Raw genomic sequence first — 20,400 nt, 5'->3', positions numbered from 1 at the left:
AATCGCGCCACCCCGGTACAATCGACCGAACAACAAGTCGAGGCAGCAACAGAACATGGAAGAGGACGACATCGTCGCCGGATGGGCCGAGCGCGTTCGCGCGGCCAGTGCCGACGGCCGGCCGCTGCGGATTCGCGGCGGCGGCACCAAGGACTGGTACGGCCAGGCGCTCGACGGCGAAATACTCGACACGCGCGCGTTTCAGGGCATCGTGTCGTACGACCCGGCCGAGCTCGTCGTCACGGTCCGCGCGGGCACGCCGCTCGCGCAGCTTGAAACCGTCCTCGCCGAGTGCGGCCAGATGCTGCCGTTCGAGCCGCCGCATTTCGGCCGCGCGGCCACCGTCGGCGGCTGCGTCGCGGCCGGCCTCGCGGGCCCGCGCCGCGCCACCTGCGGCGCACCGCGCGATTTCGTGCTCGGCGTCACGCTGATGAACGGCCGCGGCGACATGCTGCGCTTCGGCGGGCAGGTCGTGAAGAACGTCGCCGGCTACGACGTGTCGCGGCTGATGGCCGGCGCGCTCGGCACGCTCGGGCTGATGCTCGACCTGTCGATCAAGGTACTGCCGATGCCTGTCGCCGAGGTCACGCTGAAGTTCGAGATGACCGCGACCGACGCGGTGCGCAAGCTCAACGAATGGGGCGGTCATCCGTTGCCGGTCAGCGCGAGCGCGTGGCGCAACGGCACGCTCGTGCTGCGCCTGTCGGGCGCGGAAGCCGCCGTCAAATCCGCGAAAACGCTGCTCGGCGGCGAAGTCGTCGACGCGGTCGAGGCCGAGCGCTTCTGGGCCGGCCTGCGCGAGCACACCGACCCGTTCTTCAACGGCATCCCGCCCGGCTACGCGCTGTGGCGCCTGTCGCTGCCGTCGATCACCGAACCGATGCACCTGCCCGGCACCCAGTTGATGGAATGGGGCGGCGCGCAGCGCTGGTGGATCACCGACGCCGACGCGCAGACCGTGCGCATGAGCGCGAAGCAGGCCGGCGGCCATGCGACGCTGTTCCGCGCGGGCGATACCTACGACCGCAGCGCGGGCGTGTTCACGCCGCTGCCCGCGCCGATGATGAAGATCCACCGCGGGCTGAAAAGCGCATTCGATCCCGCGCGCATCTTCAATCGCGGCCGGCTGTACCCTGATCTCTGAGGGATCGATGCAAACGAATCTCGCCGATTTCATCCGCAACACGCCCGACGGCGACGAGGCCGACGCGATCCTGCGCAAGTGCGTGCACTGCGGGTTCTGCACCGCGACCTGCCCGACCTATCAACTGCTCGGCGACGAACTCGACGGCCCGCGCGGCCGCATCTACCTGATCAAGCAGATGGTCGAAGGCGCGGCCGTCACGCGCAGCACGCAACAGCACCTCGACCGCTGCCTCACGTGCCGCAGCTGCGAGACGACCTGCCCGTCCGGCGTCCAGTACGGCCGGCTCGTCGAGATCGGCCGCAAGCACGTCGAGGCGCAGGTGGAGCGCCCGGCGCAGCAGCGGCTGATGCGCCGCGTACTCGCGAGCGTCGTGCCGAACGCCGCGCTGTTCTCGCCGGTGATGCGGCTCGGCCAGCACGTGCGGCCGCTGCTGCCGAAGCGGCTGCGCGACAAGGTGCCGCCGCGCACGCGGCTGCTCGAATGGCCGCATCGCACGCATACGCGCAAGATGCTGATGCTCGGCGGCTGCGTGCAGCCGTCGATGCTGCCGAACATCAACATCGCGACCGCGCGCGTGCTCGACGCGCTCGGCATCGAGACGGTCGTCGCGCCCGACGCGGGCTGCTGCGGCGCGATCCGCCTGCACCTGAACTATCACGACGAAGCGCTCGACGACGCACGCCGCAACATCGACGCGTGGTGGCCGCACGTCGAACAGGGCGTCGAGACGATCGTGATGAACGCGTCGGGCTGCGGCGCGACGGTGCTCGAATACGCGCACCTGCTGCGCGACGATCCGGCCTACGCGGAAAAGGCGCAGCGCATCGTGTCGCTGACGCGCGACATCTCCGACGTGCTGCTCGCGTTCGAGGCCGAACTCGCGACGATCGCGCGGCGCCGCGCGATCCATACGGTCGCGTACCACCCGCCGTGCACGCTGCAGCACGGCCAGCAGTCGCGCGGCAAGGTCGAGCGCCTGCTGGAGACGCTCGGCATCGACGTGCGGCTGCCGGCCGACAGCCACCTGTGCTGCGGCTCGGCCGGCACCTACTCGCTGACGCAGCCGTCGCTGTCGTACCGGTTGCGCAAGCAGAAGCTGCTGAAGCTGCAGGCGCTCGAACCGCAGATGATCGTGTCCGGCAACATCGGCTGCATCGCGCATCTGCAGAGCGGCACGCAGGTGCCGGTCGCTCATTGGGTCCAGCTCGTCGAGCATTTGCTGTACGGCTAGAGGCTGTTCACGCCGATAACGGGCGGGCGCGCGGCGTCCGTATAATGAGCGGATCGATGCGCCGCGTGTCGCCGCGCATCGGCTTCATGTCCGCTTCCGTGCCTGCTTTCGTGCTCGCCATGTCCGATCTCGCCGCCCGCCTCGACTCCGTTCACCGCCGCATCGCCGACGCCGCCCGCGCGGCCGGCCGCGATCCCGCCACCGTCTCGCTGCTCGCCGTGTCGAAGACGTTTCCGGCCGACGACGTGCGCGCCGCGCATGCGGCCGGGCAGCGTGCGTTCGGCGAAAACTACGTGCAGGAATCGATCGACAAGATCGACGCGCTCGCCGACTTGCGCGCGAGCCTCGAATGGCATTTCATCGGGCCGCTGCAATCGAACAAGACGCGCGCCGTCGCCGAGCGCTTCGACTGGGTCCATTCGGTCGACCGGCTGAAGATCGCGCAGCGCCTGTCGGAACAGCGCCCCGCGCATCTGCCGCCGCTGAACGTGTGCGTGCAGGTGAACATCAGCGGCGAGGCGTCGAAGAGCGGCGTCGCGCCGGCCGACGTGGCCGAGGTCGCACGTGCGGTCGCCGCGCTGCCGTCGCTGCGGCTGCGCGGCCTGATGGCGATTCCCGAACCGGCCGGCGACACCGACGCGCAACGCGCGCCGCATCGCGCGCTGCGCGCGTTGTTCGACGCGTTGCGCGCCGACGGCCTGCCGCTCGACACGCTGTCGATGGGCATGTCCGCCGATCTCGACGCTGCGGTGCTCGAAGGCGCGACGATCGTGCGCGTCGGCACCGCGATCTTCGGCGCGCGCGATTACGCGCACTGAGCGCGCTCTTTTCCGCCTTTCCGTCCACTCACTCGCTCATTCCCGACATCATGAAAATCGCATTCATCGGCGGCGGCAACATGGCCGCGGCCCTGATCGGCGGCCTGATCAAGCGCGGCGTCGCCGCGGACGGCCTGTACGCCATCGACGTCAACGAGGACGTCCGCGCGCGCGCCGCACAGCAGTTCGGCATCCGTACCGGCGCGGCCGTCGACGCGACGCTCGCCGACTACGACGCGATCGTGCTCGCGGTGAAGCCGCAGGTGCTGCACGACGTCGCGCAGGCGCTCGCACCGCACCTGAAGTCGCAGCTCGTGATCAGCATCGCGGCCGGCATCCGCGGCACGGATCTCGCCCGCTGGCTCGGCGGCTACGCGCGCGTCGTGCGCACGATGCCGAACACGCCCGCGCTGGTCGGCATGGGCGTGACGGGCCTCGCCGCGCTGCCGGGCGTCGACGCGGCCGGCCGCGAACTCGCGTCGGACGTGCTCGGCGCGGTCGGCGAGATCGTGTGGTTCGACGACGAAGCGCGGCTCGACGCGGTCACCGCGATTTCGGGCAGCGGCCCCGCGTACGTGTTCTATTTCATCGAAGCGCTGCAGGAAGCCGCGCGCCGTCTCGGCATGAACGACGAGCAGGGCCGCGCGCTCGCGGTCGCGACGTTCACGGGCGCCGCGCAGCTCGCCGCGCAATCGGGCGAACCGGCGAGCGTGCTGCGCGAACGCGTGACGTCGAAGGGCGGCACGACCGCCGCCGCGCTCGCGGCGTTCGACGCGCAGGCCGTGAAGGAAGCGATCGTGCGCGGCGCGCTCGCGGCCGAAGCGCGGGCGAAGGAAATGGGCGACGAGCTCGGCCGCGCGTAAGCGCGACAGCGGCGCCGGTTTGGCCGGCGCCGGACGTAAAAAAAGCGACCGTCGGGTCGCTTTTTCGTTGGCACCGCGCGAAAAGACGCGCGCAGTGTCGGTCAGTTGCCGGCCAGCAGGTAATGCACGGCGATGCCGGCGAACAGCACACCGCCGAGCCAGTTGTTGTGGCGGAACGCCGCGAAGCACGGCATCCGTTCGCGATCCTTGATCAGCGTGTAGTGATACAGCGCGCAACCGACCGCCGCCGCCCAGCCCGCCCAGTACGCGAGGCCGAAGCCGAGCGTCACGCCGATCCACACGTAGATGCCGAGCGTCGCCGCGTAGCACGCCATCACGGCCGCGACGTCGAAACGGCCGAACGTCAGCGCGGACGTGCGGATGCCGATCTTGATGTCGTCGTCGCGATCGACCATCGCATATTCAGTGTCGTACGCGACCGACCAGAAGATGTTCGCGACCAGCATCACCCACGCCAGCATCGGCACCGTGTCCTGCACGGCCGCGAACGCCATCGGGATGCCGAAGCCGAACGCGATGCCGAGATACGCCTGCGGAATCGCGAAGAAGCGCTTCATGAACGGATAGGAGCCGGCGACGAACAGCGCGACGACCGACAATTCCTTCGTCAGCGTATTGAGCGGCAGGATCAGCAGGAACGCGATGAACGACAGCCCGACCGCGATCGCGACGGCTTCCCATGCGCGGATCTTCCCCGACGTCAGCGGCCGGTCGGCCGTGCGCTTCACGTGGCGGTCGAAATCGCGGTCGGCGTAGTCGTTCATCGCGCAGCCGGCCGAGCGCATCAGCAGCGTGCCGAGCGTGAAGATCACGAGCAGCGGCCAGCGCGGGTGGCCGTCCGACGCGATCCACAGCGCGTTGAGCGTCGGCCACAGCAGCAGCAGGCTGCCGATCGGCTTGTCCATCCGGACGAGCCGCAGATACAGGGGAAAGCGGGCAAGCATGGCGAAGCACCGGGAAGAGAATCCCGGCATTTTAGAGCCGACCGGTGCTCCGCGTCATGTCGGCGCGGCCCGCGGCCGGCGGTCGTGGCGGGCCGGCTGGCCGCCGCGGCCCGCTGCGCGCGGCCGTGCCGCTGTGCGCATCATTCAGGGGCCAGATTCCAGGCCGCCCCGGATTGGGCCAGCCTGCCGCCCCCGGCCGCGCCGGGCTTATGCAAGCAGCGACCGCAGCATCCATGCGGTCTTTTCATGCGTCTGCAGGCGCTGGGTCAGCAGATCGGCGGTCGGCTCGTCGCTCGCCGCGTCGGCGATCGGGAAGATGTCGCGCGCGGTGCGCACGACCGCCTCGTGCCCTTCGACGAGCTGGCGAATCATGTCCTCGGCGGCCGGCACGCCCTTCGCTTCCGGCACCGACGACAGTTTCGCGAATTCGCCGAACGTGCCGGGCGCGACGACGCCCAGCGTGCGAATGCGCTCGGCGACGGAATCGACCGCGAGCCACAGTTCGTTGTACTGCTCCTCGAACATCAGGTGCAGCGTGTTGAACATCGGTCCGGTCACGTTCCAGTGGAAATTGTGGGTCTTCAGGTACAGCGAAAACGTATCGGCGAGCAGGCGCGACAGGCCGTCCGCGATGTTCTTGCGGTCCTTGTCGCTGATACCGATGTTGATCTGCGTGGCGTTGCCTTTCTTGGCCATCTTCGGGACTCCTCATTCGACATGTTGAACCGGCGAAAATGCGTCGAGCAATCCGCATGCCGTGTCGCGCGGCATGCGTTCGCGACTCGCCATTCTAGCGTCGCGAATCGGGCGTCGCACTACGCGAGCGCATGCAGCGCCTGCGCGGCCAGCTCCGCCGCCCCGCCGACGACGATCGCGAAGCCGACCCCGTAGCGCGCCAGCTCCGCCGGCGAGCGCAGAATGGGCGACGCGGCCGCGCGCACGTTGAGCATCATTTGCGTCATGGTCGTCACTCCTTTGACAAGACATCGTTCAGAGAAGAAACGGCCGGTCGCTGGACCGGCCGTTTCACGTTGCTGCATGACTGCGTGACTGCGTGACTGCATCAGCACGCGGCCGGGTTCATGCGAGGTCGAAGCGGTCGAGGTTCATCACCTTGTTCCAGGCCGCCACGAAATCGCGCGCGAACTTCTCCTTCGCATCCGCGCTGCCGTACACCTCGGCCAGCGCGCGCAACTGCGAGTGCGAGCCGAAGATCAGGTCGACGCGCGTGCCCGTCCACTTGACTGCGCCCGTCGCACGGTCGCGCCCTTCGAACACGTCGTTCGCGGCCGACACCGGCTTCCATTCCGTGCCCATGTCGAGCAGGTTCACGAAGAAGTCGTTCGTCAGCGTTTCCGGACGATCGGTGAACACGCCATGCTTCGCATCGCCGGCATTCGCGCCGAGCACGCGCAGGCCGCCGACGAGCACCGTCATCTCCGGCGCGCTCAGCGTCAGCAACTGGGCCTTGTCGACCAGCAGCGCCTCGGCCGGCGTCTTGTACGCATGCTTCAGGTAGTTGCGGAACCCGTCCGCCACCGGCTCGAGCACGGCCATCGCTTCGACGTCGGTTTCTTCCTGCGACGCATCCGTGCGGCCCGGTGCGAACGGCACCGTAATCGCGACACCGGCGTGCTTCGCCGCCTGCTCGACGCCGGCCGCACCGGCCAGCACGATCAGGTCGGCCAGCGACACCTTCTTGCCGCCGGTCTGCGCATCGTTGAACGCCTTCTGCACGCCTTCGAGCGTTTCGAGCACCGCCGCGAGCGCCGCCGGCTGGTTCACTTCCCAGTCCTTCTGCGGGGCGAGGCGGATGCGCGCACCGTTCGCGCCGCCGCGCTTGTCCGAGCCGCGGAACGTCGCCGCCGACGCCCATGCGGTCGACACGAGCTGCGACACCGACAGGCCCGTGGCCAGCACCTTCGCCTTCAGCGCGGCGACGTCGGCGTCGTCGATCAGCGGGTGATCGACGGCCGGGACCGGGTCCTGCCACAGCAGGTGTTCCGCCGGCACGTCCGGGCCGAGGTAACGGGAACGCGGGCCCATGTCGCGGTGCGTGAGCTTGAACCACGCGCGTGCGAACGCGTCGGCGAATTCGGCCGGATTCTCGTAGAAGCGGCGCGAGATCTTTTCGTAGGCCGGGTCGAAACGCAGCGACAGGTCGGTCGTCAGCATCGTCGGACGATGCTTCTTCGACGCGTCGTACGCATCGGGAATCACTTCGCCGGCATCCTTCGCGACCCACTGGTGCGCACCGGCCGGGCTCTTCGTGAGCTCCCACTCGTAGCTGAACAGGTGCTTGAAGAAGTCGTTGCTCCACTGCGTCGGCGTCGACGTCCACGTGACTTCGAGGCCGCTCGTGATCGTGTCCTTGCCCTTGCCCGTGCCGAACGTGCTCTTCCAGCCGAGGCCCTGCTGCTCGATGCCCGCGGCTTCCGGCTCGGGGCCGACGTTCGACGCCGGGCCGGCGCCGTGCGTCTTGCCGAACGTGTGGCCGCCCGCGATCAGCGCGACCGTTTCCTCGTCGTTCATCGCCATCCGCGCGAACGTCTCGCGGATGTCGTGCGCGGCGGCGACCGGGTCCGGGTTGCCGTCCGGGCCTTCCGGGTTCACGTAGATCAGGCCCATCTGCACCGCGGCGAGCGGGTTTTCGAGCTCGCGCTTGCCCGTGTAGCGGCTGTTCGGGCCGCCGCTCAGTTCCAGCCAGATCTTTTCCGAACCCCAGTAGACGTCGTCCGGTTCCCACGTGTCGGCGCGGCCGCCCGCATAGCCGAACGTCTTGAAGCCCATCGATTCGAGCGCGACGTTGCCGGTCAGGATCAGCAGGTCGGCCCACGAGATGTTGCGGCCGTACTTCTGCTTGATCGGCCACAGCAGGCGGCGCGCCTTGTCGAGGCTCACGTTGTCCGGCCAGCTGTTGAGCGGCGCGAAGCGCTGCTGCCCGCCGCCCGCGCCGCCGCGGCCGTCGGCCGTGCGGTACGTGCCGGCGCTATGCCAGGCCATGCGCACGAACAGGCCGCCGTAGTGGCCGAAGTCGGCCGGCCACCAGTCCTGCGACGTCGTCATCAGCGCGTGCAGGTCCTGCTTCACCGCGGCGAGATCGAGCGTCTTGAACGCTTCCGCGTAGTCGAAATCGGGGTCCATCGGATCGGATAGCGCCGAATGCCGATGCAGGACGTTGAGGTTCAGCTGATTCGGCCACCAGTCCTTGTTCGTCGTGCCGCTGCCTGCGGTGTGGTTGAACGGGCACTTCGTTTCGTTCGACATGCTTTTTCTCCTTGTCTTGCTCGTAGGCCCCCACGTGCCGGGCGCGGTTCGTGGAGCATTGCGGGGGGATGAAACGGAACAGGCGGTTCCTCCTGTCGTACTACGGGATGTCGCGCGCGGCCTGCGACACGCATTCCCGTTGCCACGCGCCGCAGGCGGGGCGCGCGCGGAAGCGGCTGCCGGCACGCGTCGTGCCGGCGAGGCGGCCGGCTTGTCGGGTATCGGACCTGCAATGCTTCCTCATGGCTCGACGGCGGGTGAATCGGGGGAACACAGGACCGGCGTGCGGCGGCACTCATCCGCCATACACACGGTCCGCCAGGTATGCGAACGCAATCGGGCGCAGGCTGCGAACCGCCGCCCTGGCGCGATGTACGACCGTGTCGCGCGACGGGGTGTTCCGCTGCGCGTGCTGCAATACCGACCGCATCATGACATCCTCCTTTGACGCTTGCATTCAACCTGCATCCCGAACGTCGGCGCGACGCCGATCCATGGAGAGGATTCTACCTATATCTATCAATTATTTGAATTTGATAAATTTCATCTATGCGATAGGGAAAAATAAACGGGGTCGCACGACCCCGTTCATCACGCTGCCACACACGCCTGCGCCAGCGCGTCAGTTCATCGTGGCCGGCATGTCGAGCTTCGCGACACCCGGCAACTCGCACGCGGCGATCGCGTCGCTGATCGCGTCGATCGCGGGCATCCGTGTGAAGCTCTTGCGCCACACGAGCACCACGCGGCGGTCGGGCACCGGTTCGTTGAACGGCACGTACGACAACAGCTCGGCGTCGGGCCCGTTCGCGCGCGGGCCGACCTCGGCGACCGACATCCGCGGCAGCACGGTGATGCCGACGCCGCTCGCGACCATGTGGCGAATGGTTTCGAGCGACGAGCCCTCGAAGGTCTTCTGGATGCCGTCGGCCGTCTGCGAGAAGCGCATCAGTTCCGGACACACGCCGAGCACGTGATCGCGGAAGCAGTGGCCGTTGCCGAGCAGCAGCATGGTTTCCTGCTTCAGGTCCTCGGCGTCGATTTCGTCGCGCTTCTCCCACGGATGGCCGGCCGGCAGCGCGACGACGAACGGCTCGTCGTACAACGGCCGCACCATCAGGCCGGTTTCGGGGAACGGCAGCGCCATGATCGCGGCGTCGATCTCGCCCTGCTTCAGCAGTTCGAGCAGCTTCAGCGTGTAGTTCTCCTGCAGCATCAGCGGCATCTGCGGAACACGCTGGATCATCTGCTTGACGAGCGTCGGCAGCAGGTACGGCCCGATCGTGTAGATCACGCCGAGGCGGAACGGGCCGACGAGCGGGTCCTTGCCCTGCTTCGCGATCTCCTTGATCGCGAAGGTCTGCTCGAGCACGCGCTGCGCCTGGGTGACGATCTGGTCGCCGATCGGCGTCACGCTCACTTCGCTCGCGCCGCGCTCGAAAATCTGCACGTTGAGCTCGTCTTCGAGCTTCTTGATCGCCACCGACAGCGTCGGCTGGCTCACGAAGCACGCTTCGGCCGCGCGACCGAAATGCCGCTCGCGCGCGACCGCGACGATGTACTTCAATTCAGTCAGGGTCATTGTGGGTCAATCAGGGATATACAGGCGATAGGTTTAATTTATACACCGGTTGGCACCGGTTCGCCAAGTTTCTCTGCATCGCGATGCGTCGAGTGGCGGCTTTCGATCCGGCCCCAGGGCCGGTCGATCAGGCTTTCAGGTACTGCTCGCGCGCGCCGAGCCAGCGCGCGAGATGCTGGGTGACGACCTCCGGATACGCGGCAATCAGCCGCGCGGCGGCCTCGCGGGCCGGATCGATCAGCCAGCCGTCGGTCTCGAGGTTCGCGAAGCGCAGCATCGCCGCGCCCGACTGGCGCGCGCCGAGGAATTCGCCGGGGCCGCGGATTTCGAGGTCGCGCCGCGCGATCTCGAAGCCGTCGGTCGTCTCGCGCATCGTCTTCAACCGCTCGCGGCCCGCGATCGACAGCGGCCCGGTGTACAGCAGCACGCACACCGACGCCGCGGTGCCGCGCCCGACGCGGCCGCGCAACTGGTGCAGCTGCGCGAGGCCGAAACGCTCGGCGTGCTCGATGACCATCAGCGACGCGTTCGGCACGTCGACGCCGACCTCGATCACGGTCGTCGCGACCAGCAGCTGCACTTCGTTGCGCGTGAACGCGTCCATCACGGCCGCCTTGTCGGCCGGCGACAGCCGGCCATGCACGAGGCCGACCTTCAACTCGGGCAGCGCCGCGGCCAGCGTCTCGTAGGTTTCGACGGCCGTCTGCAGTTGCAGCGTCTCGCTCTCCTCGATCAGCGGGCACACCCAGTACACCTGGCGCCCGGTCAGCGCGGCCTCGCGCACGCGGGCGATCACCTCGTCGCGCCGCGCGTCGCCCACCAGCCGCGTCAGCACCGGCGTGCGACCCGGCGGCAGCTCGTCGATCGTCGACACCTCGAGATCCGCGTAGTACGTCATCGCGAGCGTGCGCGGAATCGGCGTGGCCGACATCATCAGCTGGTGCGGCTGGAAGTCGCGCGCGCCGTTGGCCGCATTCGCGGCCTTCGCGCGCAGCGCGAGACGCTGCTCGACGCCGAAGCGGTGCTGCTCGTCGACGATCACGAGGCCGAGCCGCGCGAATTCGACCGTGTCCTGGATGATCGCGTGCGTGCCGATCACGAGCTGCGCGGTGCCGAGCGCGGCCGCCTCGATCGCCGCGCGTTTCTCCTTCGCTTTCAGGCTGCCCGCGAGCCACGCCACCGTGACGCCGAGCGGCTCGAGCCATGCGCGCAGCTTGCGCGCGTGCTGTTCCGCGAGGATTTCGGTCGGGGCCATCAGCGCGGCCTGGTAGCCGGCGTCGATCGCCTGCGTGGCGGCCAGCGCCGCGACGACCGTCTTGCCGCTGCCGACGTCGCCCTGCAGCAGCCGCTGCATCGGGTGCGCGAGCGTGAGGTCGTGCGCGATCTCGTCGACGACGCGCGCCTGCGCGCCCGTCAGCGTGAACGGCAGCGCCGCGTAAAAGCGCGTGGTCAGTGCGTCGGCATCGGTCGCGGTGCGGCGCGGCATCGCGGGCGCGGCGCGCGTGCGGCGCTCCTCGTGCGCCCGCTTCAGCGACAGCTGCTGCGCGAGCAGCTCCTCGAACTTGATGCGCGTCCACGCAGGATGCGAGCCGTCCATCAGCGCGGCTTCGTCCGAATCGACGCGCGGGTGGTGCAGGATGCGCACGGCCTGCTCGAGCGACGGCACGTCGAGCGGCTTCAGGTAATCGCGCTGGATCTCGGGCGGCAGCAGTTCGGGCAGCGGCGTGCGTTCGACCGCGTTCTCGATCGCCTTGCGCAGATACGCCTGCGACACGCCGGCCGTACTCGGATAGACGGGCGTGAGCACCTGCGGCAGCGGTGCGTCGGCTTCGACGACGCGCACGGCCGGATGCACCATTTCCATCCCGAAGAAGCCGCCGCGCACGTCGCCGCGCACGCGCAGCCGCTGGCCGACGGCCATCTGCTTGACCTGCGACCCGTAGAAATTCAGGAAGCGCAGCACGAGCTGCTCGCCGTCGTCGTCCTGGATCTTCACGACGAGCTGGCGGCGCGGCCGATACGCGACCTCGTTGTCGAACACGACACCTTCGGTCTGCGCGATGCCGCCCGGCAGCAACTCGCCGATCGGCGTGAGCGTGGTCTCGTCCTCGTAGCGCATCGGCAGGTGCAGCACGAGATCGATCGAACGCGTGAGGCCGAGCTTCGCGAGCTTGTCGGCGGTTTTCACGGGCTTGTCGGCGACTGCCTTTTTCTTGCGCTTCGCACCGGCCGCGCCGGCTTCGTCGCTCGCGGCGGCGCCGTCGGCGTCGGGCGCGGCGGCCGCGGGCTGCGCGAGCCGGCCGTCGGCGCCGCGCTTCGGGCCGGTGCGGCGCGCGCCGGGGCCCGATGCGGCCGGCGCGGGCGTGGCGGCATCGTCCGCGTCGAACGGATCGGCGGAATCGGCAACGGCAGCGGGGGAACGGCGTGGTGACACAGGCATCGGATCGTCTGGGTGCTTCGCAAGGCAAGTACAATAGCGGCTTTCACGTCGTCCGAACGAACGACGCCGGCCAGGCCGCGCATCCCGTCATCATAGCGGCTCGCGCGCCCCAATTACGCGTTTCCGCCCTGCCGGCGACGCCCGCCGGCCGCTTCGAACCAGCCCGCATGTTCACGCTTTCCGATTTCGATTTCAATCTGCCGCCCGAGCTGATTGCACAAACCGCGCTGCCCGATCGCACCGCGAGCCGCCTGCTCGAGGTGGATCGCACCGTCGAGCCCGCACGCCTCGTCGACCGCCATTTCGCCGAGCTGCCGGCGTGCATCGCGCCCGGCGACCTGCTCGTGTTCAACGATACCAAGGTGCTGAAGGCGCGTTTCTTCGGCCAGAAGGCCAGCGGCGGCAAGATCGAGGTACTGATCGAGCGCGTGACCGGCACGCACACGGCGCTCGCGCAGATCCGCGCGAGCAAGTCGCCGGGCGCCGGCACGACGCTGCGTCTGGCCGACGCGTTCGACGTGACGGTCGGCGAGCGCGTCGAGCCGTTCTTCACGCTGCACTTCCCCGCGCCGTGCCTGGACCTGATCGAACAGTACGGCCGCCTGCCGCTGCCGCCGTATATCGAGCACGATCCCGACGCGACCGACGAAACGCGCTACCAGACTGTCTACGCGAGCAATCCGGGCGCGGTCGCAGCGCCTACGGCCGGGCTGCATTTCGATCAGCCGCTGCTGGAGAAGCTCGACGCGATGGGCGTCGAGCGCGCGACGCTGACGCTGCACGTCGGCGCCGGCACGTTCCAGCCGGTGCGCGTCGACAACATCGCCGAGCACAAGATGCACAGCGAGTGGTACGACCTGCCGCAGTCGCTCGTCGACAGGATCGCCGCGACCCGCGCACGCGGCGGCAACGTGATCGCGGTCGGCACGACGTCGATGCGCGCGCTCGAAGCCGCGGCGCGCAGTGCCGACGAAGCGGGCCGCGCGCTCGCGGCGACGCAGGCCGAAACCGACATCTTCATCACGCCCGGCTACCGTTTCCGCGTGGTCGACCGGCTCGTCACGAATTTCCACCTGCCGAAATCGACGCTGCTGATGCTGGTGTCCGCGTTCGCGGGCGTCGAGACGATCCGCGCCGCGTACCGGCACGCGATCGCCGAACGCTACCGGTTCTTCAGCTACGGCGACGCGATGCTGCTCACGCGGCGCGACACGCCGGAGACGTCGGGCGCGTAAGCGCAGTCCGCAGCATGGGCTTGATGCGCACGACGGCCAGCGCGTCGCACGGCCACCGCGCCCTTTTTTGCGTTGCGTGCGCTACTCTGGCGCGCACCCGCTTTTTCCCGCCACCGGATTCCCGGCGGCGTTTCCAACATGCGCCGGGCTTGCGATCCGGAGTCAGCGCTTCAGCGCATACTCCGGTCCCATGCAGAGCTTTTTCCGGTAGCGAGGAGAACAACACGATGACCGAAGGTTCATCCCACGATACGCACGCCCCCGTGCAGGACCGCCCGGCCAACGGGCTCGAATTCGAATTGCTGACGACCGACGGCCACGCGCGCCGCGGCCGCGTGAAGCTCAATCACGGCACGGTCGAGACGCCCATCTTCATGCCGGTCGGCACGTACGGCACCGTGAAGGCGATCCAGCCGCGCGAGCTGCACGAGATCAAGGCCCAGATCATCCTCGGCAACACGTTCCACCTGTGGCTGCGCCCGGGCCTCGACACGATCGACGCGCACGGCGGCCTGCACGGCTTCATGGGCTGGAACAAGCCGATCCTGACCGACTCGGGCGGCTTCCAGGTGTTCTCGCTCGGCGACCTGCGCAAGATCACCGAGGACGGCGTCACGTTCGCGTCGCCGATCAACGGCGACAAGCTGTTCCTGTCGCCGGAGGTGTCGATGCAGATCCAGAAGGTGCTGAACTCGGACATCGTGATGCAGTTCGACGAATGCACGCCGTACGCGACCAACGGCGTGCCGACCACGCACAAGGAAGCGGCCGACTCGATGCGCATGTCGCTGCGCTGGGCGAAGCGCTCGCTCGACGAATTCGACCGGCTCGGCAACCCGAACGCGCTGTTCGGGATCGTCCAGGGCGGGATGTTCGAGGACCTGCGCGACGAATCGCTCGCGGGTCTCGCCGAACTCGGCTTCCACGGCCTCGCGATCGGCGGGCTGTCGGTGGGCGAGCCGAAGGAAGACATGATGCGCGTGCTGCGCCACGTGGGCCCGAAGCTGCCGGCCAACAAGCCGCACTACCTGATGGGCGTCGGCACGCCGGAGGACCTGGTCGAGGGCGTCGCGAACGGCATCGACATGTTCGACTGCGTGATGCCGACCCGCAACGCGCGCAACGGCTGGCTCTTCACGCGCTTCGGCGACGTGAAGATCCGTAACGCAACGCACAAGAATTCGCTGAAGCCGCTCGATTCGACCTGCTCGTGCTACACCTGCCAGAATTTCTCGCGCGGCTACCTGCATCACCTGCACCGGGTCGGCGAGATCCTCGGCGCACAGCTGAACACGATCCACAACCTGCACTACTACCTGCAGCTGATGAGCGAGATCCGCGACGCGATCGAAACGCATACGTTCGACGCATTCCGGCAGCGCTTCGCGGAGGATCGGGCCAGAGGGGTCGACTGACGGGCCGCCCCATAGGACACGACCTAAAAGAAAGCCATATCCAATGGGACACGCACCAAAAAACCCGATCCAACCGCCGGACGGGGCCGCCAAACATTACAATTGCCTTTCCAAACAAGTCGCAACGGTATCGGATCATGCTTTAACAGCTTGATCCGCAAGCGCATTTGCTGCGCCGTTTGCACATGGGGCCGGTGGTAGAATAACCGGCTTATTTTTCGATCTTCCCCTACGGAGAGACCAACGTGCCGTTCATTTCCAATGCCTTCGCGCAAGGTGCCGGTGGCGCCGAATCGAGCCTGATGAGCTTCCTGCCGCTCATCCTGATGTTCGCGGTGCTGTACTTCATCATGATTCGTCCGCAGATGAAGCGCCAGAAGGAACACCGCAACATGCTCGCGGCCATGGCGAAGGGCGACGAAGTCGTCACGAGCGGCGGCCTCGTCGGCAAGGTGACGAAGGTCACCGAAGGCTACATCGGCGTCGAAATCGCCGAAGGCACCGAAATCACCGTGCAGAAGGCTGCCGTCACGACCATTCTGCCGAAGGGCACGATCAAGTCGCTGTAAGGCTTACACCGAGCGTCCGGCTCCCCGCGACGTGCCCGCCTGAGAGAGCGGGCCGCCGCGGCGCCGGACGCGACGCTTTCACGCCAACCACCCGTTCGGCCCCCTCATGAATCGTTACCCACTCTGGAAATATGTCGTGATGGTCGTGGCGCTCGCCATCGGCCTTCTGTACACATTGCCCAACTTCTTCGGCGAAGCGCCGGCGGTGCAGGTGTCGAGCGGCAAGGCCACGGTCAAGCTCGACTCGACCACGCTGACCCAGGTCGAATCGGCGCTCGCGTCCGCGCAGATCAAGCCGGACGACATCACCTTCGAGAACACGGCGACCGGCGCGAACATCCGCGTGCGCCTGAAGGACACCGATACGCAGCTGCGCGTCAAGGACCTGCTGCAGAAATCGCTGAACACCGACCCGAACGATCCGCAGTACGTCGTCGCACTGAACCTGCAGAGCGCGTCGCCGCGCTGGCTGACCGCGCTACACGCGCTGCCGATGTATCTCGGCCTCGACCTGCGCGGCGGTGTGCACTTCCTGCTCCAGGTCGACATGACGGGCGCGCTCACGAAGAAGCTCGACTCCGACGCGTCCGACGCACGCACGCTGCTGCGCGACAAGAACATCCGCGACGGCGGCGTGAGCCGCGTCGAGCAGTCCGTGGTCGTCAACTTCAGCGACGCGCAGACGGCGGAAGACGCCCGCAAGGTGCTCGCCGCGTCGATCACCGAGCTGCAATGGGCGACCCAGCCCGGCGGCGGCGGCACGCAAGTCGTCGGCACGTTCACGCCGGCCGTGCAGAAGGCCGTCGAGGACGCCGCGCTCAAGCAGAACCTGACGACGCTCCACAACCGCGTGAACGAGCTCGGCGTGTCCGAGCCGATCCTGCAGCAGCAAGGCAGCGACCGCATCGTCGTCGAACTGCCGGGCGTGCAGGACACCGCGAAGGCGAAGGACATCATCGGCCGCACCGCGACGCTCGAGGCGCGCCTCGCCGACCCGATCAACACGCACCCGAACCCGAACGACCCCGTGCCGCCGGGCGAGGAGCTGTTCACGCAAGGCAACCAGGCGCCCGTGCTGCTGAAGAAGGACGTGATCTTCACCGGCGACCGCATCATCGACGCATCGGCCGGCTTCGACGAACACCAGCGTCCGTCGGTCAACATCCGCCTCGATTCCGCGGGTGGCCGCGCGGTGCGCACGGTGTCGCGCGAGAACATCGGCAAGCCGATGGCGATGGTGCTGTTCGAGAAGGGCAAGGGCGAAGTGCTGACGGTCGCGACGATCCAGTCCGAACTCGGCGACCGCTTCCAGATCACGGGCCAACCGACGCCGCAGGCCGCGGCCGACCTCGCGCTGCTACTGCGCGCCGGTTCGCTCGCCGCGCCGATGGACATCATCGAGGAACGCACGATCGGCCCGAGCCTCGGCGCGGACAACATCAAGATGGGCATCCACTCGGTGATCTGGGGCTTCTGCGCGATCGCCGTGTTCATGATCGCGTACTACATGCTGTTCGGCGTGGTGTCGGTGATCGGCCTGTCGGTGAACCTGCTGCTGCTCGTCGCCGTGCTGTCGCTGATGCAGGCGACGCTGACGCTGCCCGGTATCGCGGCCATCGCGCTCGCGCTCGGTATGGCGATCGACTCGAACGTGCTGATCAACGAGCGCGTGCGTGAAGAACTGCGCGCCGGCCAGCCGCCGCAGCTCGCGATCCAGGCCGGCTACGCGCATGCATGGGCGACGATTCTCGACTCGAACGTCACGACGCTGATCGCCGGCCTCGCGCTGCTCGCGTTCGGCTCGGGCCCGGTTCGCGCGTTCGCGATCGTGCACTGCCTCGGCATCCTGACGTCGATGTTCTCCGCGGTGTTCTTCTCGCGCGGGATCGTCAACCTCTGGTACGGCGGCCGCAAGAAACTGAAGTCGCTCGCGATCGGCCAGGTGTGGAAGCCGGAAGGCGCGGCGGCCGCCGCGTCGTTCACCGACGCGGACGAATCGACCGACACCGCGCGCGCCGCGAAGCTCGCCGCCCCGGCGAAGGGCAACGTGCCGCGCGCCGGCAAGCCGCAGTTGCGCAACCGCGCGCAGCAACGCGTGTCGCCGAAGAAACCGGGCTCGACCCAATAAGGCCCCGGAGACGAAGCCATGGAATTTTTCCGCATCCGTAAAGACATTCCGTTCATGCGGCACGCGCTGGTGTTCAACGTGATCTCGCTGGTCACGTTCCTCGCCGCCGTGTTCTTCCTGTTCCACCGCGGGCTGCACCTGTCCGTCGAATTCACTGGCGGGACGGTGATCGAGGTGCAGTACCAGCAGGCCGCGGAGCTCGAGCCCGTGCGCGCGACGCTCGGCAAGCTCGGCTACGCCGACGCGCAGGTGCAGAACTTCGGCACGTCGCGCAACGTGCTGATCCGCCTGCAGCTGAAGGAAGGCCTCACGTCCGCGCAGCAGAGCGACCAGGTGATGGGCGCGCTGAAGGCGCAGAGCCCGGACGTCACGCTGCAGCGCGTCGAGTTCGTCGGCCCGCAGGTCGGCCGCGAGCTCGCGACCGACGGGCTGCTCGCGCTCGCGTGCGTCGTGATCGGCATCGTGATCTACCTGTCGTTCCGCTTCGAATGGAAGTACGCGGTGGCGGGCATCATCGCCAACCTGCACGACGTCGTGATCATTCTCGGCTTCTTCGCGTTCTTCCAGTGGGAGTTCTCGCTGGCGGTGCTCGCGGCGATCCTCGCGGTGCTCGGCTACTCGGTCAACGAGTCGGTCGTCATCTTCGACCGGATCCGGGAAACGTTCCGCCGCGAACGCAAGATGAGCGTGCAGGAAGTGATCAACCACGCGATCACGACCACGATGTCGCGCACGATCATCACGCACACGTCGACGGAAATGATGGTGCTGTCGATGTTCTTCTTCGGCGGCCCGACGCTGCACTACTTCGCGCTCGCGCTGACGGTCGGCATCATGTTCGGCATCTACTCGTCGGTGTTCGTCGCGGGCTCGCTCGCGATGTGGCTCGGCATCAAGCGCGAAGACCTGATCAAGGACAAGAAGACCGCGCACGATCCGGACGATCCGAACGCGGGCGCGCAGGTTTGAGCGCCACGCCGTTTCGGCATCGAAGCAAAACCGGCCCGTTTGGGCCGGTTTTTTTATGGGCGGGCCGCCGCCATGCGGCACGCAAACGGCTCGATCGGCGCCGTCGCGAGCGTCGGCTACAATCGTCACCGCCCTGCCCCGCCGCATGCCGGCCGCGCGCGTGAACCGGGCAAGCCCCCTCGTCACCCGTCCGAACGTGCGGTTCCGATGATGCTTCCCATGCCTGTCGTTCGTCGCCTCATCGTCTGCGCAGCCGCCGCGGCCACGTTCCCGTATGCGCCGCTCGTCGGTGCGCAACCGGCATCCGCGCCGCCCGCCGCTTCGCTGCCTGCCGCTTCACCCGCCGCCGCTTCGGTGCCCGCCACCCAACCGCCGTCGCCCTGCCCGCCCGACTGGGAGCGGCAACTCTGCGAACTGAAGGCGGCCGTCGAAGTGCTGAAGCGGCAACACCTGACCGACGTCGACATCGGCGCGCTACTCGACGCCGCCACCCACGAAGGCATCAAGACGCTGCCGTACGCGCGCTTCTTCAACGCGAAGGAAGAGCAGGAACGGCGCGACGACGAGCGGCGCGCGCGCGACGGCACGCCGGGCATCGGGATCGTGTTCGAGACGCGGCCCGACGGGCTGCACATCATCGACGTGATTCCCGATGCGCCGGCCGAAAAGGCCGGCGTGCGGCCCGACGATCTCGTCGTCGCGATGAACGACAAGAGCGTCGTCGGCCTCGACGGCAGCGCGCTGCCGAAGCTCACGAAGGGCGACGCGGGCGTGCCGCTGAAGCTCACGGTGCAGCGCGGCCCGACGCATGCGGTGCTGAGCTTCGCGCCCGTGCGCGCGATCGTCAAACCGCATCCGGCGACCGCGAAGCGGCTCGACGGCGACGTCCTGTACACGCGGCTGTCGAGCTTCCCGGAGCCGGCGGTCGGCGACTATATCGACGCGGTGCAGGCCGCGCGCCGCGCGGGCCCGCCGGTGAAACAGCTGATCCTCGACCTGCGCATCAACGGCGGCGGCGCGCTCAATGCGGCGATCGGCATCACCGCGCTGTTCGCGGGACGCGACCGCACCGCGATGGTGACGGTCGAGCGCGACGGCACGCACCGCCGCCGCTACACGACCAACTGGCCCGACTACGAACTGCCCGTCATGCGCGGGCAGGATCCGCTCGCGCCGCTGCAGGCCGACGACTGGTGGCGCACCGTGCCGCTCGTCGTGCTCGTCGACGGGCAGAGCGCGTCGGCCGCCGAAGCAACCGCGGCGGCGCTGAAGGATCTCGGCCGCGCGCAACTGCTCGGCATGCCGACCTACGGGAAAGGGCTCGCGCAGACGGGCGTCGACCTGATCGACGGCACGCGCCTGAATTTCACGTTCGCGCGCAACCTGCGGCCGAACGGCTGCCCGATGGATGGTTACGGCGTCGTACCGAACTGGCTCGTGCCGCCGCGCCAAGATGCGGACGTCGACGGCGTGTTGCTGTGGTATCGCGAAGTCGATCTCTCGCGCGCGCCGTACGCGGACCGGCAAGCGCCCGATCCGTTCGCGCAGGTGCGCAAGGCGCGGCAGAGGCGGCGCGACGAGCGCGTGCGCGCGAAGGTCGATACGGCAAGGAGCGCGGCGCTGCCGCAGCGCGCCTTCGGCACGGCCGCCGACTGGCAGCTCCGGCAGGCGCTCAATGCGCTCGCCGGCCGCCCGGTGCGGACCATCGCCGCGCCCGCGCAATTGATGCCGGCGCAGCCGGTATGCGAGCGCGGCGACAACTGACGCGCCG

Annotated in this window: 16 protein-coding genes; 10 read left to right on the top strand and 6 right to left on the bottom strand. The window is 68.1% G+C overall.

From position 1 onward, the window contains the following. The first annotated feature begins 55 nt into the window (after positions 1 to 55). The 4 genes from glcE to proC all read left to right on the top strand — a co-directional run bounded on the left by glcE (position 56) and on the right by proC (position 4,059). Positions 56 to 1,144, top strand: a complete 1,089-nt coding sequence (glcE, locus tag JYG37_RS05575) for a glycolate oxidase subunit GlcE (RefSeq protein ID WP_050011783.1) — start codon at positions 56 to 58, stop codon at positions 1,142 to 1,144. A 7-nt stretch (positions 1,145 to 1,151) separates the two neighbouring features. Next, a complete protein-coding gene (gene glcF / locus JYG37_RS05570; protein WP_050011784.1) occupies positions 1,152 to 2,378 on the top strand; it encodes a glycolate oxidase subunit GlcF in 1,227 nt (408 codons plus the stop codon). Positions 2,379 to 2,497: 119 nt separating this feature from the next. Continuing rightward, a complete protein-coding gene (locus tag JYG37_RS05565; RefSeq protein ID WP_089488620.1) occupies positions 2,498 to 3,196 on the top strand; it encodes a YggS family pyridoxal phosphate-dependent enzyme in 699 nt (232 codons plus the stop codon). Between the two features lie 50 nt (positions 3,197 to 3,246). Continuing rightward, positions 3,247 to 4,059, top strand: coding sequence for a pyrroline-5-carboxylate reductase (gene proC / locus JYG37_RS05560; RefSeq protein WP_050011785.1), 813 nt, complete (start codon positions 3,247 to 3,249; stop codon positions 4,057 to 4,059). Positions 4,060 to 4,160: 101 nt separating this feature from the next. Here proC and ubiA read toward each other — a convergent pair whose 3' ends face one another. The 6 genes from ubiA to recG form a co-directional block, all read right to left on the bottom strand. Continuing rightward, the gene (gene ubiA / locus JYG37_RS05555; RefSeq protein WP_050011786.1) at positions 4,161 to 5,024 is read right to left on the bottom strand and encodes a 4-hydroxybenzoate octaprenyltransferase; all 864 of its coding nucleotides are present in this window, start codon (positions 5,022 to 5,024) and stop codon (positions 4,161 to 4,163) included. 207 nt (positions 5,025 to 5,231) lie between these two features. Then, entirely contained in the window at positions 5,232 to 5,720 is a 489-nt protein-coding gene (gene dpsA / locus JYG37_RS05550; RefSeq protein ID WP_050011787.1) for a non-specific DNA-binding protein DpsA, read from the bottom strand. A 119-nt stretch (positions 5,721 to 5,839) separates the two neighbouring features. Next, positions 5,840 to 5,986: a hypothetical protein gene (locus tag JYG37_RS05545; RefSeq protein WP_162838113.1), complete on the bottom strand. Its 147-nt coding sequence runs from the start codon at positions 5,984 to 5,986 to the stop codon at positions 5,840 to 5,842. Between the two features lie 118 nt (positions 5,987 to 6,104). After that, positions 6,105 to 8,291, bottom strand: a complete 2,187-nt coding sequence (gene katG, locus JYG37_RS05540; RefSeq protein WP_213345929.1) for a catalase/peroxidase HPI — start codon at positions 8,289 to 8,291, stop codon at positions 6,105 to 6,107. Between the two features lie 622 nt (positions 8,292 to 8,913). Continuing rightward, positions 8,914 to 9,873 carry a LysR substrate-binding domain-containing protein gene (locus JYG37_RS05535; RefSeq protein ID WP_006476864.1) on the bottom strand — a complete coding sequence of 320 codons (960 nt, stop codon included), beginning with the start codon at positions 9,871 to 9,873 and terminating at the stop codon, positions 8,914 to 8,916. Between the two features lie 127 nt (positions 9,874 to 10,000). Further along, complete coding sequence (gene recG / locus JYG37_RS05530) at positions 10,001 to 12,313, bottom strand: ATP-dependent DNA helicase RecG (protein WP_050011789.1); 2,313 nt, start codon at positions 12,311 to 12,313, stop codon at positions 10,001 to 10,003. A 167-nt stretch (positions 12,314 to 12,480) separates the two neighbouring features. Between recG and queA the strand changes: the two genes are divergently transcribed. The 6 genes from queA (at position 12,481) to JYG37_RS05500 (ending at position 20,393) form a co-directional block, all read left to right on the top strand. Beyond that, the gene (gene queA / locus JYG37_RS05525) at positions 12,481 to 13,548 is read left to right on the top strand and encodes a tRNA preQ1(34) S-adenosylmethionine ribosyltransferase-isomerase QueA (RefSeq protein ID WP_089488177.1); all 1,068 of its coding nucleotides are present in this window, start codon (positions 12,481 to 12,483) and stop codon (positions 13,546 to 13,548) included. Between the two features lie 227 nt (positions 13,549 to 13,775). Next, positions 13,776 to 14,963 (top strand): tRNA guanosine(34) transglycosylase Tgt, encoded by a 1,188-nt coding sequence (gene tgt / locus JYG37_RS05520; protein ID WP_124630595.1) that lies wholly within the window; start codon positions 13,776 to 13,778, stop codon positions 14,961 to 14,963. Between the two features lie 245 nt (positions 14,964 to 15,208). After that, a complete protein-coding gene (gene yajC, locus JYG37_RS05515) occupies positions 15,209 to 15,532 on the top strand; it encodes a preprotein translocase subunit YajC (protein ID WP_006476868.1) in 324 nt (107 codons plus the stop codon). Between the two features lie 106 nt (positions 15,533 to 15,638). Further along, positions 15,639 to 17,660 (top strand): protein translocase subunit SecD, encoded by a 2,022-nt coding sequence (gene secD, locus JYG37_RS05510; protein WP_050011792.1) that lies wholly within the window; start codon positions 15,639 to 15,641, stop codon positions 17,658 to 17,660. 18 nt (positions 17,661 to 17,678) lie between these two features. Further along, positions 17,679 to 18,629, top strand: coding sequence for a protein translocase subunit SecF (gene secF, locus JYG37_RS05505; RefSeq protein ID WP_050011793.1), 951 nt, complete (start codon positions 17,679 to 17,681; stop codon positions 18,627 to 18,629). Between the two features lie 219 nt (positions 18,630 to 18,848). After that, positions 18,849 to 20,393, top strand: coding sequence for a S41 family peptidase (locus tag JYG37_RS05500; protein ID WP_235356144.1), 1,545 nt, complete (start codon positions 18,849 to 18,851; stop codon positions 20,391 to 20,393). Positions 20,394 to 20,400: the final 7 nt, after the last annotated feature.

The organism is Burkholderia sp. LAS2 (genome assembly GCF_018417615.1).
GTDB lineage: Bacteria > Pseudomonadota > Gammaproteobacteria > Burkholderiales > Burkholderiaceae > Burkholderia > Burkholderia sola.
Note: the sequence above shows the minus strand (reverse complement) of the source record. Positions and strands in the feature narration are given on the sequence as shown.

What these genes read in the sequence shown, in the direction of transcription:
- tgt (WP_124630595.1), top strand. Translation starts at nt 13,776, where the DNA reads ATGACCGAAGGTTCATCCCACGATACGCACGCCCCCGTGCAGGACCGC.
- glcE (WP_050011783.1), top strand. Translation starts at nt 56, where the DNA reads ATGGAAGAGGACGACATCGTCGCCGGATGGGCCGAGCGCGTTCGCGCG.
- secD (WP_050011792.1), top strand. Translation starts at nt 15,639, where the DNA reads ATGAATCGTTACCCACTCTGGAAATATGTCGTGATGGTCGTGGCGCTC.
- katG (WP_213345929.1), bottom strand. Translation starts at nt 8,291, where the DNA reads ATGTCGAACGAAACGAAGTGCCCGTTCAACCACACCGCAGGCAGCGGC.
- JYG37_RS05535 (WP_006476864.1), bottom strand. Translation starts at nt 9,873, where the DNA reads ATGACCCTGACTGAATTGAAGTACATCGTCGCGGTCGCGCGCGAGCGG.
- secF (WP_050011793.1), top strand. Translation starts at nt 17,679, where the DNA reads ATGGAATTTTTCCGCATCCGTAAAGACATTCCGTTCATGCGGCACGCG.
- JYG37_RS05565 (WP_089488620.1), top strand. Translation starts at nt 2,498, where the DNA reads ATGTCCGATCTCGCCGCCCGCCTCGACTCCGTTCACCGCCGCATCGCC.
- JYG37_RS05545 (WP_162838113.1), bottom strand. Translation starts at nt 5,986, where the DNA reads ATGACGCAAATGATGCTCAACGTGCGCGCGGCCGCGTCGCCCATTCTG.
- ubiA (WP_050011786.1), bottom strand. Translation starts at nt 5,024, where the DNA reads ATGCTTGCCCGCTTTCCCCTGTATCTGCGGCTCGTCCGGATGGACAAG.
- queA (WP_089488177.1), top strand. Translation starts at nt 12,481, where the DNA reads ATGTTCACGCTTTCCGATTTCGATTTCAATCTGCCGCCCGAGCTGATT.
- dpsA (WP_050011787.1), bottom strand. Translation starts at nt 5,720, where the DNA reads ATGGCCAAGAAAGGCAACGCCACGCAGATCAACATCGGTATCAGCGAC.
- JYG37_RS05500 (WP_235356144.1), top strand. Translation starts at nt 18,849, where the DNA reads ATGCCTGTCGTTCGTCGCCTCATCGTCTGCGCAGCCGCCGCGGCCACG.
- glcF (WP_050011784.1), top strand. Translation starts at nt 1,152, where the DNA reads ATGCAAACGAATCTCGCCGATTTCATCCGCAACACGCCCGACGGCGAC.
- recG (WP_050011789.1), bottom strand. Translation starts at nt 12,313, where the DNA reads ATGCCTGTGTCACCACGCCGTTCCCCCGCTGCCGTTGCCGATTCCGCC.
- proC (WP_050011785.1), top strand. Translation starts at nt 3,247, where the DNA reads ATGAAAATCGCATTCATCGGCGGCGGCAACATGGCCGCGGCCCTGATC.